16 protein-coding genes are annotated in these 15628 nt (G+C 58.7%); 4 read left to right on the plus strand and 12 right to left on the minus strand.

The features are described from left to right. Positions 1-60 precede the first annotated feature (60 nt). Together uxuA and AC1ECN_RS13790 are read right to left on the minus strand one after the other, a co-directional pair. Positions 61-1248, minus strand: coding sequence for a mannonate dehydratase (gene uxuA / locus AC1ECN_RS13785; protein WP_130690469.1), 1188 nt, complete (start codon positions 1246-1248; stop codon positions 61-63). A 42-nt stretch (positions 1249-1290) separates the two neighbouring features. Beyond that, positions 1291-2013, minus strand: a complete 723-nt coding sequence (locus AC1ECN_RS13790) for a GntR family transcriptional regulator (protein WP_477953222.1) — start codon at positions 2011-2013, stop codon at positions 1291-1293. A gap of 274 nt (positions 2014-2287) precedes the next feature. On the opposite strand from AC1ECN_RS13790, the gene AC1ECN_RS13795 reads away from it, so the two are divergent. The 3 genes from AC1ECN_RS13795 to AC1ECN_RS13805 all read left to right on the plus strand — a co-directional run bounded on the left by AC1ECN_RS13795 (position 2288) and on the right by AC1ECN_RS13805 (position 4639). Continuing rightward, the gene (locus AC1ECN_RS13795) at positions 2288-2692 is read left to right on the plus strand and encodes a DUF2934 domain-containing protein (protein ID WP_477953224.1); all 405 of its coding nucleotides are present in this window, start codon (positions 2288-2290) and stop codon (positions 2690-2692) included. A 56-nt stretch (positions 2693-2748) separates the two neighbouring features. Beyond that, positions 2749-3000, plus strand: coding sequence for a hypothetical protein (locus tag AC1ECN_RS13800; RefSeq protein WP_018070770.1), 252 nt, complete (start codon positions 2749-2751; stop codon positions 2998-3000). A 340-nt stretch (positions 3001-3340) separates the two neighbouring features. Next, a complete protein-coding gene (locus AC1ECN_RS13805; RefSeq protein ID WP_018070769.1) occupies positions 3341-4639 on the plus strand; it encodes an O-antigen ligase family protein in 1299 nt (432 codons plus the stop codon). A gap of 28 nt (positions 4640-4667) precedes the next feature. Here AC1ECN_RS13805 and AC1ECN_RS13810 read toward each other — a convergent pair whose 3' ends face one another. The 6 genes from AC1ECN_RS13810 to AC1ECN_RS13835 all read right to left on the minus strand — a co-directional run bounded on the left by AC1ECN_RS13810 (position 4668) and on the right by AC1ECN_RS13835 (position 12514). Next, positions 4668-6683 (minus strand): polysaccharide biosynthesis protein, encoded by a 2016-nt coding sequence (locus AC1ECN_RS13810; RefSeq protein WP_477953227.1) that lies wholly within the window; start codon positions 6681-6683, stop codon positions 4668-4670. Between the two features lie 123 nt (positions 6684-6806). Continuing rightward, positions 6807-7373: a sugar transferase gene (locus tag AC1ECN_RS13815; protein WP_130815087.1), complete on the minus strand. Its 567-nt coding sequence runs from the start codon at positions 7371-7373 to the stop codon at positions 6807-6809. A gap of 542 nt (positions 7374-7915) precedes the next feature. Then, the gene (locus AC1ECN_RS13820) at positions 7916-8905 is read right to left on the minus strand and encodes a substrate-binding domain-containing protein (RefSeq protein WP_130674380.1); all 990 of its coding nucleotides are present in this window, start codon (positions 8903-8905) and stop codon (positions 7916-7918) included. Positions 8906-8958: 53 nt separating this feature from the next. Continuing rightward, positions 8959-10002 (minus strand): ABC transporter permease, encoded by a 1044-nt coding sequence (locus tag AC1ECN_RS13825; protein ID WP_018070765.1) that lies wholly within the window; start codon positions 10000-10002, stop codon positions 8959-8961. Further along, positions 10002-11519: a sugar ABC transporter ATP-binding protein gene (locus AC1ECN_RS13830; protein ID WP_130662949.1), complete on the minus strand. Its 1518-nt coding sequence runs from the start codon at positions 11517-11519 to the stop codon at positions 10002-10004. Before AC1ECN_RS13830 ends, AC1ECN_RS13825 begins: the two co-directional genes overlap by 1 nt. Then, positions 11516-12514, minus strand: coding sequence for a LacI family DNA-binding transcriptional regulator (locus tag AC1ECN_RS13835; protein ID WP_130657751.1), 999 nt, complete (start codon positions 12512-12514; stop codon positions 11516-11518). The genes AC1ECN_RS13830 and AC1ECN_RS13835 overlap by 4 nt, the downstream gene beginning before the upstream one ends. Positions 12515-12712: 198 nt before the next feature. On the opposite strand from AC1ECN_RS13835, the gene AC1ECN_RS13840 reads away from it, so the two are divergent. Then, on the plus strand, positions 12713-13153 hold the full coding sequence (locus AC1ECN_RS13840; RefSeq protein ID WP_477953229.1) for an RbsD/FucU family protein: 441 nt from the start codon (positions 12713-12715) through the stop codon (positions 13151-13153). A 72-nt stretch (positions 13154-13225) separates the two neighbouring features. Here AC1ECN_RS13840 and AC1ECN_RS13845 read toward each other — a convergent pair whose 3' ends face one another. From AC1ECN_RS13845 to AC1ECN_RS13860, 4 genes are all read right to left on the minus strand, one after another. After that, the gene (locus AC1ECN_RS13845) at positions 13226-13519 is read right to left on the minus strand and encodes a type II toxin-antitoxin system RelE/ParE family toxin (RefSeq protein ID WP_018070761.1); all 294 of its coding nucleotides are present in this window, start codon (positions 13517-13519) and stop codon (positions 13226-13228) included. Then, positions 13516-13758 carry a type II toxin-antitoxin system ParD family antitoxin gene (locus AC1ECN_RS13850; RefSeq protein ID WP_024320231.1) on the minus strand — a complete coding sequence of 81 codons (243 nt, stop codon included), beginning with the start codon at positions 13756-13758 and terminating at the stop codon, positions 13516-13518. Before AC1ECN_RS13850 ends, AC1ECN_RS13845 begins: the two co-directional genes overlap by 4 nt. A gap of 165 nt (positions 13759-13923) precedes the next feature. Then, positions 13924-14826 carry an MBL fold metallo-hydrolase gene (locus AC1ECN_RS13855; RefSeq protein WP_477953232.1) on the minus strand — a complete coding sequence of 301 codons (903 nt, stop codon included), beginning with the start codon at positions 14824-14826 and terminating at the stop codon, positions 13924-13926. A gap of 101 nt (positions 14827-14927) precedes the next feature. After that, entirely contained in the window at positions 14928-15560 is a 633-nt protein-coding gene (locus AC1ECN_RS13860; protein ID WP_477953233.1) for a DsbA family protein, read from the minus strand. Between the last annotated feature and the right edge of the window lie 68 nt (positions 15561-15628).

A 15628-nucleotide genomic window follows, 5' to 3' on the forward strand; every position in this document is an offset into this window, starting at 1 on the left:
GAAGCTTGCCCCGCAGCAGCCCAATTCGCCAAGGTCACACGATGCCGTTCGAGGACACCCTCAGGTCGGCGGCGCCCCTAGCGCATGCAGAATGCCGCGCAGTTCGGCAAGGCCGCGCATGCGGCCGATGGCCGGGTAGCCTGGTGTGACGACTTTATCGAGATCGTCGAGCATGCGATGGCCATGATCCGAGCGGAAGACGATGGTGTTTTCGGGACTGCGCCGGCGGTCTTCCGCCACCAGTTCCTGAAGCACCGCGACCATGTCGACGTCACCTTCCAGATGCGCGCTTTCATGAAACGTCCGGCCGTCGCCCTCGCGCGTCGTGGCGCGCAGATGGGTGAAGTGGATGCGCGAGGCGAAGCGCCGGGCGATCGCCGGCAGGTCGTTCTCGGCGCGCACGCCGAGGCTGCCCGTGCAATAACACATGCCGTTCGCCGCCGATGGCACGGCATCGAAGAGCGCGGCATAATCATCGGCCGTCGAGGCGATGCGCGGCAGGCCGAACAGCGAGCGCGGCGGATCATCGGGATGCAGTGTCAGCTTGACACCGCGCGCTTCGGCAGCCGGCGTCACAGCCTCCAGGAATTCAATCAGGTGCCGACGCAATCTTGCGGCATCGATACCGCTATAGGCGACCAGCTTTTCCCGGAAGGCCGGAATGGTCAGAGGTTCCGTAGTCGACCCCGGCAGAGCAGAGGTGATGATGCGGGTGATGTCGGCGATCTCCTCGTCCGACATCGCCTCGAAGACGACACGTGCCCGCTCGCGGTCCTCCTGTGAATAGTGCTGTGCCGCATCCGGCCGCTCCAGGATGAAGAGATCGAAGGCTGCAAAGCGCTCGTGATCGAAGCGCATGGCGGTGGCGCCCGTCGGCGTCACGTAATCGAGGTCGGTGCGGGTCCAGTCCACGACAGGCATGAAATTATAGCAGACGATCGGAATGCCGCAGGCGGCGACCGCTTCGAGACTGGCGATCCACGCCTCGATTTCGGCCTTCGCCTCCCCGCCCTTGCGCTTGACGGCATCGGGGATCGGGATGCTTTCCACGACCGACCAGGTGAGCGGCGAGCGGTCGCCAGGCGTCGTCTCGATCAGGGACTGGCGCTCGCGCACTTCCTTCTCCGTCCAGGCCCTGCCAATCGGCACCTGATGCAGCGAAGAGACGATATTCGTCGCGCCCGTTTGGCGGACATCATCCAGCGTCACCGGCGCTTCTGGTCCGAACCATCTCCAACCCTGTCGCATTTTCTTCCTTCCCTAAGTCTTTCGTTTCGTGTTGGCCTGCCGTCAGCAGAAATAATCGGGGTAACGCGCGCGCAGTTCGTCGACATCGGGAATGACGGCGCTTAAGTGATGGATCATCGCGCTGCGTGCAGCCTGCGCATCGTGAGCGGCGAGCGCATCGCGGATAATGATGTGTTCGTGCACGACGTTATCCATGCGCCCGAGCACCGGCAACGTCAGCCGCCGTGCCCGGTCGATCTGCACCTTGACCGTTTTCAGAATTGTCCAGATGCCGGGATAACCTGATATCTGCGCGATCGCCTCGTGGAAGGCCTCGTCCTCCTCGTGGAAGCTAGAGGCATTGCCGGTCGCGGCATGGGCTTGCTGGCGGGCAATGATGGCGTCGAGACGGGCGATATCGTCGGCGGTGGCGGTCAGAGCCGCAGTCTCGACAGTCGTACCTTCGAGCGCCTTGCGCACGACGACCGCCTCAGGGATCGCCTGGACCGGCACCCGCGACACGACGGTGCCCGACTGCGGGTAGATATCGACCAGTCCGCCTTCGGAAAGCCTAAGCAGCGCCTCGCGCACCGGCGTGCGGCTGACACCGAATTCATCGGCGATCCGCTTTTCCTGCAGCAGCATGCCGGGTGGCATCCGCAGCGACACGATGTCGGCATAGAGGTGATCGTAGATGGCGCCGGCCGTGGTGATGCGGCGCAGCCTGCCCCCGACCTCCTGCGACGTCGGGGCTACCAAAACTTCAGTTTCTGATGCCTGGCGCATGACATACCGAGATGTTAAAACTTCTGGCATACTAGTATATCAATTTTATCACCCTGCCAAGACATGCCGCTGGGGGTTCGGCGCTTCGCGAATTGAACATATCGGCCCGCGGGCCGCACGCTCGGACGGTCGAAAGCATGGAGTGGCATTGCGGTGTAAAAGCGCGGGTGAACGGCAGAGGCCTCGCGGAATCGGAAGCCCGATCTTGCGCCGAGGCACTCTTTGTTTGGAACTTAGATCGGCCGAGTTGGTTGAGATCCCCAAGGAGATGCTCATGAAAAACCCAGCACGACGCAAGACAAGCGAAGGGAAGGCTGACGGCGGCCGGCCGGAAGCTCTGCCCGCCGCGGACGCAGGCGGACGGAAAATGGCTCGGCGAACCGCAAACCAAAGCGACAGGCAGAGCGGTGGGTCGCCAGCAGCCGCCCGCGAGGAGGAGATCCGAAAAAGGGCATATTCCCTGTGGGAGAAGGAAGGGAGACCGGAAGGCAAGCACGGGCATCACTGGACTCTCGCCGAGCATGAACTCGATGCCCAGCAGGGTGAAGCCGACAATCCTCCAAACCTCGCAGCACTGCGAGAGGCCTCGCGCGAACATACCGATGCATTCCTCGTCAAGACGGATCTCGAGGACGCCGATCAACGCGAAGCCTCCCCCGGCACACGCGAGCAGGATTGAACTTTCCGCCTCGCGCCAATCTCAGATCGCGCGCCAACTACAGAAAGGTCCCGGACATGGTCGACAAACAGAACTTGAACGCCGGATTCACCGGAACGCCCGTCGAACAACCGGAGGGATTGACCAAAGTCGCGAAGTCTGCGGCCAAAGAGATCAAGCGTGAGGCTTATGCAGTCACCACCGGCGTTAGAGAGCATCCGCACACTGCAAGCGCGCTGTTGCTCGGCACCGGCATTCTGGCATTCGGGCTCGGTTATCTCCTCGGTCGATCAGCGGCGGAAGGTTCGACACGCCCCTATTGGCGATAGCGGCAGCCACTTAACCACAAAATCATGCCGCACTTCAAAGAGCGACAGCATCCCTTGCGCGTCTAAAAAGACGCGCAGCGCTGTAGATCTGCCGACCCCGATGTGGCCGCCATCTCGCTCCGCGGCATGCCCGTCGGCTGCTGGACGAGCAATCAAGCCCGCACCTCAGACGTGTTTTCTGTTGAGGCAGACCTTGCCCTCGCATTCATTTGCCGCCCATCATAGTATAGAACTATGCCCGTCTGGAYGCCTGTTGCTGGAATACCACGTCGAATAAAGCCACAGATTGCATCCTCATCACCGCTTGACAGCCGTGATCACGATCCTTAGCGAGGCAGGTATGGCCACGGTCAGGACCGGCAAAGTGAATTATTTCAGACAACTCAAGATGGCGGTGCTTTATCCCGGGAATGAGGCCGGAAGCGCGCTCGACCGAAACAACCGCATTGCGGTCTTTGCCTTTGCAATCCTTCCAGGGCTTTCGCCGAACTTTAACTCCTTCATCCTGCTGGCCTCGATGGTATGGGGCGCCTACTGTCTGGCCACGGGCAGCCTCGCCTTGAACCTGTCAAGATCCGACCGGCTGGTTGCCATTGGCATGTCGATCTACCCGCTGGTGATGATCGCGAGCATCTTCATCAACCCGCCTTACTCCGAAGAACTGGACTGGATATTCCGGCTCCTGCCTTTCTTTTCGGTCTGGCTGATATTGCCGCGGATGCGCCAATCTCCCGATGGCCGTCTCGTGCCGCTCTTTATCCTCGGCGCAGGCATCGGCATGATCGTCACCTTTCTTTTCAGTCTCCTGCAGATCATGTTTCTGATGGAGAGGGCAGAGGCCGGGACTTCGAACGCTGCACTCCTGGGCGTCATTGGCGTTCTTTTCGGCGGCATCGCGCTTCTCAACGTTCAATCTCCCAGAAGCGTGGAGCAAAGAATTGCGATATTGGGATATGCCGCCGGYCTAGGCTGTGTTCTGCTATCGGGAACGCGCTCGGCCTGGCTGGTCATTCCCGTCCATGTCGTCATCTTTCTCTGGTATTTTCGCAAACACAGCTTCCATCTGAGTTTGCGAAGCCTTGTTATTACCAGCTCCTTGCTGTTGGCGGGACTTATCGCCCTGGGCAGCGGCCAGGTTCTCCATCGCATCGAGGCGCTTCAGGAGAATCTGACATCGCTCGAACGCAGTGACGGCGAGATCACGTCGATCGGTGCGCGGTTCGCCTTGTACAAAGGCGCACTATCGGCAATCAGCAAGGACCCGTTGACGGGTTATGGCCCGCAAAACCGGATGGCTTCGGTTTTGGCTGAGCTGCCCGAAAACATACGGCCGCAGCTGCCCTACTCGCATGTCCACAACGGTTTCCTCACCGCGGGAATCGACGCCGGCGTTTTCGGCATTGCAGCGCTTTCGCTGATGTTGCTGACGCCCGTGGTAGGCGCGTGGAGAAAAGAAGCGGGACCGGGCCGGGATTTAGCGATTGCGCTCGCTCTTCTGCTTGTCAGCAGCTACGTCATAACGGGCAGCTTTGGCATTATGTTCAATCAGAAGGCTTTGGATCCGATCTTCGCCTATCTCGTCGCCCTAATTTGTGTGGATCGCGGCAGCACGTGCTTTGCGCCCGTCGTTCGGAGCTGACGTCCGGCACCCCTTGAGCCTGCAGACCCTACATCGTGCTTTGAATTGTCTGAGGCAGACGTATTGGCTCGGCGCCGGTGAAAGCCAGATCCGAGACCTCACCGGTTGACGAATAGCCGGAAACAAGCTCCGCCAACGTCGCGCGTGCAGCGATCATGTCGTTCCGGTCCAATGCCGCGTTGAGCGAGTTCAGCCTTTTCGACAGCTCAGGCCAGGACAAGAAATCCTCGCGCGCCTTCATAATCCGAGGATGTTCGGTTGTTTCAGGATTATCCCCGATCAACAGCTCTTCGTAGAGCTTCTCGCCGGGCCTAAGACCGGTAACGGAAAGCTCGATATCGCCTTCGGAATTGTTCTCATCGCGGACGGTCAACCCGGAAAGCTCGACCATCTTGCGGGCGAGATCTGCAATGCGAACGGGCTCCCCCATATCGAGCAGGAAAACATCGCCGCCGTCGGCCATCGCGCCGGCCTGGATGACAAGCTGCGAGGCTTCCGAAATGGTCATGAAATAGCGGGTTATGTCAGGATGTGTCAGCGTAACGGGGCCGCCGTCCTTGATCTGCTGCCGGAAAAGCGGCACGACGGATCCGGAGGAGCCGAGGACGTTTCCGAAGCGGACCATGGAAAAATTCGTTCGCGTTCTGTCGGTCGCCGATTCTGCTGCGAGCGCCTGCAGAACCATCTCCGCCAACCTCTTGCTGGCGCCCATCACATTTGTCGGCCGCACGGCCTTGTCTGTGCTGATCAGCACGAAATTCGAAACGCCGCATTTGTTCGCTGCGCGTGCCGTGATCAGCGTACCCATGACATTGTTCTTGATGCCTTCCACGGCATTGTGTTCGACAAGGGGCACATGCTTGTAAGCGGCGGCATGATAGAGCGTCTGAGGTCGCCAGCTCTGCATGATATGTTCCATGCGATCCTGGTCGCGGACGGAACAGAGGATTGGGACGATCTGCAGATTTTCGTGTCTGTACAGTTCGGCCAGCTTCCGCAATTCGGCATGGATATTATAAAGCGCAAACTCGTTCTGATCGAGGAGGATCAGGCTGGAAGGCTCGTTGCGCAGAATCTGGCGGCATAATTCGCCGCCGATCGACCCACCAGCACCGGTGACCATCACCACCTTGTTGCGCATCGCCGTGTCGAGCAACTCCTGCCGCGGCGCGACCGCTTCCCTCCCCAGCAGATCTTCAATCTCCAGCTCACGAATGTCGGAGACGGCGATGCGTCCCTGAGCCAGGGCCGTGAGATCCGGCAACGTGCGAACATTGACCCTGGCTTTACGGATATGTTCCAGGATTTCGTTGCGACGCTGCCGCGATGCAGACGGAAGAGCAAGAAGCACATTGTGCACGCCAAGGGCTCCCGCAAGCACCGGAAGATCCGAGGGGTCGTAGATCGGCAAACCACCCATGATGCCGCCCTTGAGACGCGGGTCATCATCCAGATAGCCGACGACATTGAGTTCGGCACTGTTGATCAAGGCACCGGCCAATTGCCGCCMGGCCGTCCCTGCCCCATAGATCAGCACCTTGGCGAGCATATTGTTGTGAAGGATGCGCTGGTAGGCATCCCCGAGCCAGTAGCGGATGCTCAACCTCGACAGGCCGATGGCAATCAACAGCAGGAAGGGCTGGAGGATGCCAACGGTTCTCGGGACACCGGGGACGCTGAGGGCGGTAAAGATCGTCATGAAGGCGACGCCGTAGATGGCGATCGCCTTTAGAACAGTAATGAAAGCAGCCATATTGGCATAACGGAAGATCGCCCGGTACATGCCCATGACGATGAAGATGGGAAGTGCCATACAGAGCGAAACGAAGACCGGCAACCACTGGATGCCGGTCAGCACCGTCCATTCGTTCAGACGGAAACAATAGGCCAGCCAGATCGTCAGAACRCAAAAGCTAGAATCCAGCAGCAAGGCCAGAGCGCGTTTGGCAACCCGCGGCATCGCCAGCAGAGGGGCGACGAGCGCTTGCATAGGCATTAAGAACCATCCTGAGCGCGGCGTCTCAGTGGGGGTATTTTCGGGCATTGCTTACCAGCGTCTCGCGGATCAATCAGACAACCACCTTCTTGTCATTTTCTCCAACGAGCGCAACTGAAATAATCGGAAATCACAGTCTCCCGCACCGCTGATCTATCAGAAGTAGGTAGCTTAATGCCTTATTCCCTTACGGCGGATGACCTTTTCGGCAGTCATAAAGAGGATGCTTATATCGAAGCCGAACGAGCGACGTTCGAGATATTCGACATCGAATTTTACCTTCTCCGGAATCGGCAATTCGTCCCGGCCATTGATCTGCGCCCATCCCGTTAGTCCGGGCAGGAGCTTGTCGACACCATGGGCCGTCCGCAACTCTATCAGATCATATTGATTGTAAAGTGCCGGCCGCGGGCCGACGAAACTCATCTTCCCCGCAAGAATGCACCAGAGTTGTGGCAGTTCGTCGAGGCTGGATTTGCGCAGAAACGAGCCGATGGGTGTCAGAAACCGATCCGGATTTTCGAGCAGATGCGTGGCAACCGTCGGTGTATTGACGCGCATGCTGCGAAACTTCGGCATCAGGAAGATCTGATTGAAACGGCCGACACGTTTTGACCAATAAAGGATCGGTCCCGGCGAGGTAAGGCGAACACAAAGAGCGACGATAAGGATTGGCACAAGCAGGATCACCGACGCAATCAAAGCCAAGAAGAAATCCATCGCCCGTTTCAAATCCATATTCCGAAGTTCTTCCGCCCATCGATCGACGATCCGGCATTCGCCGCTGTCGTTTGCCGTATCGTCAAAAAGCGTTTCGCGTCAACTGTAGGGCATGGCGTTTTATCATGCGCCGGCTTCGTCCATTATCGACCTGTGCATTGGGAGGGAACAGCACAAGCCTGTTTCCTCGGAAAGCTCTCCCGTGGGATAAAAGCTCAGCAAGTCATTTCAAGATGGCCAGCGCTCGGAGTCGGTGATGCCGAGCAGCGGCTTGGCCTTGCACAGGGCACGACAGAGATTGCCGCGATGCGGCTATCGACTATGCGAAAGAGGTAGGAAAACTCTGATTTTCAATGCCAGATTTGCGCCTGACGCCGCCGGCATTGTAACAGAAGAGGTCAAAAACTCTTGAACGATACAGCCGCGAGCACGATAGCGCCTTGAAGCGGGTCTCCTGCTATTTAGGAATGCGCTCGACGAAAGAGTTCGAGCACGCCAGCCCAATCGATATGATTCAACCCGGCTGGACGGACGCGACCGGCCGGGTTGAGTCTGGAGCTTTACTTACCCATCATCTGCTTCGCGTTGTCGGGCGTAATGGCGGTGGTATCGACCGTTACTGTCGCCGGCACCGACGATGCGCAGTCCAGCAATATCGACTTAGCCATGTCGATCGCTTCCTTGGCTCCTGTCGGATATGTGAAGGTCGCGGACCAGTCGCCCTTTGCGACGGCCTCGATCCCGCCTGCCGGACCTGGCAAGCCATCCGTGCCGATGATCTTCACGCTCTTACCGGCACCTTTCGCAGCAAGGAGTGCACCCGCCGCCATCATGTCGTTGCTGGCATAGACCATCTTGATATCGGGATGAGCCTGCAGCATCGCGGCGAACGCGGTCTGCGCTTTATCCGGCAACCAGTCTGCCGCTTGTTCTGCCACGATCTGGATCTTGGAGTTGGATTTCACGCCATCCTTGAAGCCATTCAGCCGTTCGACGGCCGGTGTGGAACTCGGCAGGCCCTGCAGCACGGCCGCCTCGCCGCCCTCCGGCAGAAGCGTCTTGCTCGTATATTCGCCGGCGGCCAACGCGATCTTGTAGTTATCTCCTCCGATGAAGGCTGTGTAGTCCTTGCCAGCCTCACCGTTCGTCTTGCGGTCAAGTTCGACGACCGGGATACCCGCGTCCATTGCCCGCTTGACGGCGGGCGTAAGCGGAGCCGCCTCGAAAGGCGAGATCAACAGAAGATCAACCTTTTGGGTGATGAAATTGTCGACCTGCGATGTCTGAGTGTTGACGTTGCCCGCGCCGTCAGCGATCTGCAGCGTGAACTGCGGGACTGCCTTGGCGGCGGCCTCCAGTTCATCGTTGACGTGCTGGCGATAGGGCTCCGCATTGTTGGCCTGCGAGAAGCCGATGACGAACTCGCCATCCTTGGCGCAAGCCTTCACGAGCGGATCGGCAGCGTGAGCCACGCTGGCAATAGCAAGGCATGAGCCCGCCAGGAGTGCCATGCGCCCGGCATGCGACAGTCGAAGTGCATTCTGTGTCATTACTTTCTCCTCCACATTGATCCCGGATCCACCCTCCGGGTGATGCCGCCACACTACCTGCCCAATCCTTCGCGGCGACGAACGAGGGATTGAAGGACTGCCGCCAGAACGATAATTGCCGCTGTCGCAAGCAACTGCATGGCTGGCGTGATGTTGTTCAGCTGCAATATATTGGCCAAAGCGCCGAGCATGATCGTACCGGCGATTGTTCCGACCATTGAACCCGACCCGCCAAACAGGCTGGTTCCGCCGATGACGACAGCCGCGATGGCCGTCAATTCATATCCGGTCCCATCATTGGCACTGCCAAAATTGAATTGCCCGGCATGGACGATGCCAGCAAGCGCGGATGCAAATCCGGTAATGGCGTAAACGGCGATCTTGATTGCCGAGACCGGAACACCCGAGATACGGGCGGCGCGCTCGTTGCCGCCGACGGCATAGACGTAACGGCCGAACCTCGTCGTGTTCAGCACCAGTGTGGCGATGCAGGCAAAGATCAAGAAAACGATCGTGGCAACGGGAACGACGTTACCGAATAGCCGGCCGCCCAGAATGGCAAAGATGGGCGGAGCGAGCCCAGGACCATCACCATAGGAAATATTGATGTACTGATTGTCCGACACAACGAGTGCAAGCCCACGGGCGGCCTGTAAACCGGCAAGAGTGACGATAAACGCTTCAAGTCGAAACTTGCTTGAGATCGCTCCCTGGACCAACCCGAAACAAGTGCCCATCAGCAGCACTGCCAGCACCGTCGTGACCAGCCCAAAACCGCCTGAGACCATCAATGTTGCTGTTACGACGCTCGCAAGGCCAAGTGTCGCCCCAACCGAGAGATCAATCCCGGCGGTGATGATCACGAAGGTCATTCCGATCGCGATGATGCCAGTTTCGGACACCGCGCGGACGATGTTGGCGATGTTGTCGGGTTGAATGAACAGGATGACTCCGTGCCGACGCGGGGAGAAAATGATGCCCCCGGCGAAAACGAGTATAAGGCCGATCAAGCTCTGGAAGCGGACCAACACCGCGAGCGGATCAATCCGCTTGGCGGGCTGAACCGCTGGATTGGATGCGATTTGCTGTTCGGACATCAGGCCTCCCTCCCGTTGGCGGCCGCCAGGACTTCGTGTTCGTCGACGCCGCCAGAAAACTCAGCAACGCTGTTGCCGTTGCGCAAAACCACGATGCGATCGCATAGGCCGATCAGTTCGGGCATCTCGCTAGAAGCGACAAGAATGCCCAATCCCTCTGAAGCCAGCTTGCGCAAGCGGGCGTAGATTTCACCCTTTGCGCCGACGTCGACGCCACGTGTCGGCTCGTCGAGAAGCAACAAGCGCGGATTGCCCAGCACTTCCTTTGCGAGGACGACCTTCTGCTGATTTCCCCCGGAGAGAGCCCCGACCGCGATGCCGGGATTCTTTGGACGAATGTCGAATTGGCCGAAAGAGCTCTTGATCGCATCCTCTTGGCGTCGCGCCGACAGCAAGCCCTTTGGTGATATCCAGCGGATGATCGACATCACCAGATTGAGACCTACAGACATACGCAACATGAGACCGGCCCCACGCCGGTCATCGGTTACGAATGCCAGTCCTGCCCTGCGAGCAGCCGCGATCGATTTAAGCCTGGTCGGCCTGCCACCAATCGTAATGTCCCCATGCCATTGGCCGGGCACTCCTGTTCCGTACAGAGCGCTCAAAAGCTCGGTTCGACCCGCCCCCATAACGCCGGCGAGCCCGACGATTTCGCCATGCCGAACATCCAGATCGACTTTAGTTGGCGCCTGCCACCCTGGCGACGCGCGGTATGGGCGGAAGGAAGCCTGTCGCATCCGCAGGAGCACGTCACCAACACTGTGTGCGCGGCGGGGATAAAGCTCGTTCAAAGGACGTCCGACAAGAAGCTGCACCAGTTCGGCCTGCGGCGCATCCGGTTTGGTGACGCCTGCCACCTTGCCGTCGCGCATGACCGTCACGCGATGAGCGATCTGCGGGACTTCCTCAAGACGGTGCGAGATATAGACGATGCCAACGCCCGACGATGCCAGGCCACGCATGATGTCGAACAGTCGATCCACTTCGCCAACGGTCAAGGCAGCCGTCGGCTCATCCATGATGAGAGCTCTCGATGCGTAGGAAAGCGCCTTGACGATGGCGACGACCTGGCGCTGGCCGATCGAAAGCTCACTGACGAACTGGGCGGGATCGATAGATCGGTCGATCGCTTCTAGTCTTTTACGCGCCTCTTGCAGCATCGCCTTGCCATCGAGCATGCCATGCCGATGGACAAGTTCGCGCCCGAGGAAGAGATTGGCAGCCACTGTCAGGCTCGGAACGAGGTCCAGCTCCTGGAAGATCGTTGCGATCCCGGCTGCTTGTGCATCACGCGGGCTATGAAATCGCGCCGGTTTGCCGTCGATGAAGATCTCTCCCTCGTCCGGCGTATTCACACCGGACAGCAGGTTCATCAACGTCGATTTTCCTGCACCATTTTCACCAAGCAGCGCATGGATTTCGCCAACCTGTAGGTCGAAATCCACGCCACGAAGCGCCTGAACGCCGCCGAAGCGCTTGACGACACCTTTCGCTGAAAGAACGACTTGGCTCATGCTGCTTCTCCACACGATTCCCGCACCCGCAAAACTGGCGACAGTCGAATGGTCTCGCGGGGGCGGCGCTTGTTGCCTATCCGCTCGATCAGCAAGTCCGCCGCCTTCCTGCCAATCTCGTCGCAAGGCTGGGCCATCAGCGTCAGGCGCGGTTCGAAATAATCTGCCCATTCGAAATCATCGATCCCAAGTACAGAAATGTCCGCGGGCACACGCAGCTTCCGCTCCCGGATAGCCCTCATAGCCCCGATCATCGCCAGATTGTTCGAAGCAAGAATCGCTGTCGGCGGCTCCTTCAGCCCCAGCAAACGGTGCGTCGAAGCCGTGGCGTCGGCGGTGCTGCGATTGCCGTCGCTGATTAAATTATCCTCTACCTCTATTCCCTTCTCCGTCATCGCTGCGCGGAAGGCCTTTGCGCGCTCCACAGTCGTCGCAAAGCCGGGCTGACCGAGAATGATCCCAACCCGTCGATGATGCAGCGTGACGAGATGATCGACGAGCGTTCGTATTGCGGCGACGTTATCCGTCCCGACCTGGTCGAAACGGTTGTCCGACAGTCTGTCAACAAGCACACAGGGAAGGTCGGACCGGATGAGATAGTCCAGCGCTTTTTTAGGATCGCCCGAAGGCGCAAGTATAATCCCGTCGACGCGGCGCTGATGCAGATGCTGGATCAGTTCCAGCTCCCGGACCGGATCATCCTGCGTGTCACAGAGGAACGCGATCAAGCCTCGTTTGGAACACTCGGCCTCAATCGCGCAGATGATGTCACTGAAGTAAGGGTTCGAAATCGCGGAAATCGCGAGGCCGACAGTGCCTGTCGATGACAGTTTGAGCGAGCGAGCGACTGTATTGGGGATGTATCCGATCGCCTCCACGGACTCGATGACGAGCTTGACCTTCTCGGGTGAGACGTAGCGCGTCTTATTGAGAACGTGCGAAACCGTGGAGACTGAGACTCCAGCCGCCTTTGCCACCTCGGAAATAGTCGTCATGAGCGCACTCCAGCTCTCGCCAGCAGCGCCACAAAAGAGTTTTTCAAACTATCCTCCCAAGCGGAATTCCAACCTCCAGAGGCTCTCCCAGGATCCGCTATTTGGTCACGCTAGCGCCATCGAAACGTTTGCGCAATCGTTTTTTTCTGCTAATCGTTCATCGTTCTTGTCGGTGAAATCTCTTGGGAGGGAGATGCCATGCTGAAGGGTATGCCGCCGTTTATTACGGCCGACGTGTTATGGGTCATGGCCTCCATGGGTCACGGCGACGAACTGGCAATCGTGGATCGAAACTTCTCCGGTTTTCGTGTGGCGACCCAAACCACGAGCGGAAAGCTTCTCATCTTAGAGGGTGTCGATGCACCGACTGCAGTCCGCGGGATCCTTCAGCTGATGCCCTTGGACACGTTCATTGAAACGCCTCTGATGCACATGGAGGCCGTTGACGCGCCAGGCGAGTTGCTGGAGGTACACAAAGACGTCCTCGCGGTTTGCAGTGAGGCAGWGGGGCGTTCGATAGCGAGCCAACCTGTCGAGAGGTTTGCATACTATCCCATCGCCATGCGATCGTTTGCAGTCATCCAGACGGCTGAATCGCGCCCCTATGGGAACTTCATCCTTAAGAAGGGCGTGGTCTGATGGTCAGGTCTTCTTCTTGCCGAACGCCCAATCGGGTCGCATTACCAAATCCACAGCTCCATCCGAGGTGCGCTAAATTGAGTCACTTGCCCAATCTTCATGAGCGTGGCGAATTCGTATTACAAAAATTGTCTCATCATCTTCGATCCGATAAACGATTAGATGCGCTTTGAAGGGATGAATTCTAACGGGCGGATCAATCTCATCCCGTTCGCGCGCGATGCGTGGATTGACAGCTATCAGATCAAATAATGCGAAAAGTTCATCGTGGTATCGCTTTGCCTGGCCCGCCCCGAACATACGGACACTTTGCTCGGCGATCGCAATAATGTCATCTTCCGCTTCGGCAGAAAGCTTAAAACTCATGACTTGTTGGCACGAGCCATTGCCTCAGCAAAGAGTTCATCCTTTGATCGGATGCCGACACCACTTTGGAGCCCGGCCTCGACGAAGCTTTGCATGGCGGCGATCTTGTCGTTTCGCGTCTGGTCGCGTCGGATCAGGTCGCGCACGTAGTCGCTAGCATTCGAATATCGCCCGGTCCTGGCCTGGGCCTCCACCCAATCCTTCATCGGGCCTGGAAGAGATACGTTCATCGTGGCCATTGATACCCTCCATTTGAAGGCAACATAACCGATTTTGGCAAAGTTTGTCAAAGGCTCGAGCGCCTTGATGTGATGCGGACCTGACGACTGCATCACCACTTTTGCGGCCTTCCCAGAGATGAAGGGCCCTCCCGGGCCCTTCGGATCAGTTTGAAGATCGGCCGTTCAGCCCCACTTCATTTCTCCCTTGGCAACCTTGGAGCCGATGTCGAGCGCAACGCCCATGCCGAGACCGGGGAAGCGGGCTTCCATGGCGGCCTTCAGCGCGGTGGAATCGGCGGCCTTGGCGAGTTCTTCCTCGAAAGCGAGCAGATAACTCTTCGTGTGCTCGACGGCGGACAGATCGGTTGCCGCTTCCGGCGTCATGTGGCCGGGAACGACAATCGTCGGCTTGCGGGCGCTGATCTTGTCGAGGGTGGCCACCCAAGCGGCACGCTGCTCCGGAGCCTGGGTGTCGGCCGTCCACACGTGGACGCCGGAGAAAATCATGACGCCCCCGAAAACGGCGTTCAGCGATGGCACGAACAGGTACCGGCGATTGCTTAACCCTGCTTCGGCCGCGACAATCTCGACTGGTTCGCCGTCAACTGTGAGGCTTGGAGCGTCGAACGCTTCCGGCATGACGATGTCTGCAAGGGTCTGCGGGCCGTTCTCCTTGAGCTGCGGCCCCCAAACGGCAAGCTTTTTCTCGATATTGCCCTTGATCGCTGCAATCGTATCGGAAGCGGCCAGCACTTTTGTGGCGGGAAAGGCTTCGAGGACCGGCTTCAGGCTGAAGTAATAGTCCGGATCGGACTGGCTGACATAAATCGCGGTCAGCGTCTTGCCGGTGGCCTTGATGGCCTCCGCCAGCGCACGGCCGTCGGGATAGCTGAACCCGCCATCGATCAGCAACGCTTCGCTGGGGCCGGTCAGCAGCACCGGAGCGCGAAAGAAGCCATTCTGACCGGCGGGGAAGTGCTTCCAGGCCAGCTTTGATCCGGCCGCGTTGCCGAGGCCGGCAGGCGCAAAAACGGCAACGGCGCCGGCTGCGAGGGTGGTTTTCATGATTTCTCTCCTTGAATACATGGTTGTCTCCGATGTTCGCCAGTTTCGATTTTCTGTTGCCGTGAGGGTTGCCCCCGCAGGGTGGTCGGTAGTTCATGGAACGGTCTGCTGAAAATGAACGATCACGCCGCCTGAAGCTCGGCAGCAAGTCGGTCAAAGCCGCCGAACAAGGCATCGCTACGCAGCACGCGGCGCTTATCGCCGTCGCTGACCAATAGCGCGGGGACACCATCCATCCGGAATGCAGCCATGAGTTGGCGGGACTTTCCGATCCTGTTGCGATAGATATCGAGCAGAGCCTCGTCCGGAGCCCGGACACGAGCGGCGGCATCGGAAAATCCGGCCTGATCGAGAACGTCGGCCACGACAGCGATCTCCGAGGTGTTGCGGCCGTCAATATAACGGGCGATTTGAAGTGCCTTCAGAGCTTCGCGCTCGCTGTCGAGTTGCCTTAGCCCGACCGCAATGATCCCGAGCGTCGCAGGGGCGGAGTCGAACATACCGTCTGCGCCCGCGAGAACCTGATCGCGATAGAGCTGACTGAAGACCTGTCCGGTGAGCCGGTTGATCCGCTGGTCATTGTGCCAGGCATAGGCTGCGAAACGTTCATCCAGCGGACGCGCGCCTTCGCCCGCGAAAAGCCCGGTGGGCCCAAGCTCGACGGTGAGATTGTCAAGCTTGGCCATTTTGTCGAGCGCGGGCGCCGCACCATAGCACCAGCCGCAAAGCGGATCGTAGAGATAGGTAAGATGCATATCGGACCATCCTTGAAGCGATGGCCAACGGATAGTGCACTTCTATTGAGTGATAAATATTGTTAAAT

Source organism: Rhizobium sp. 01N447_2, from assembly GCF_056399245.1.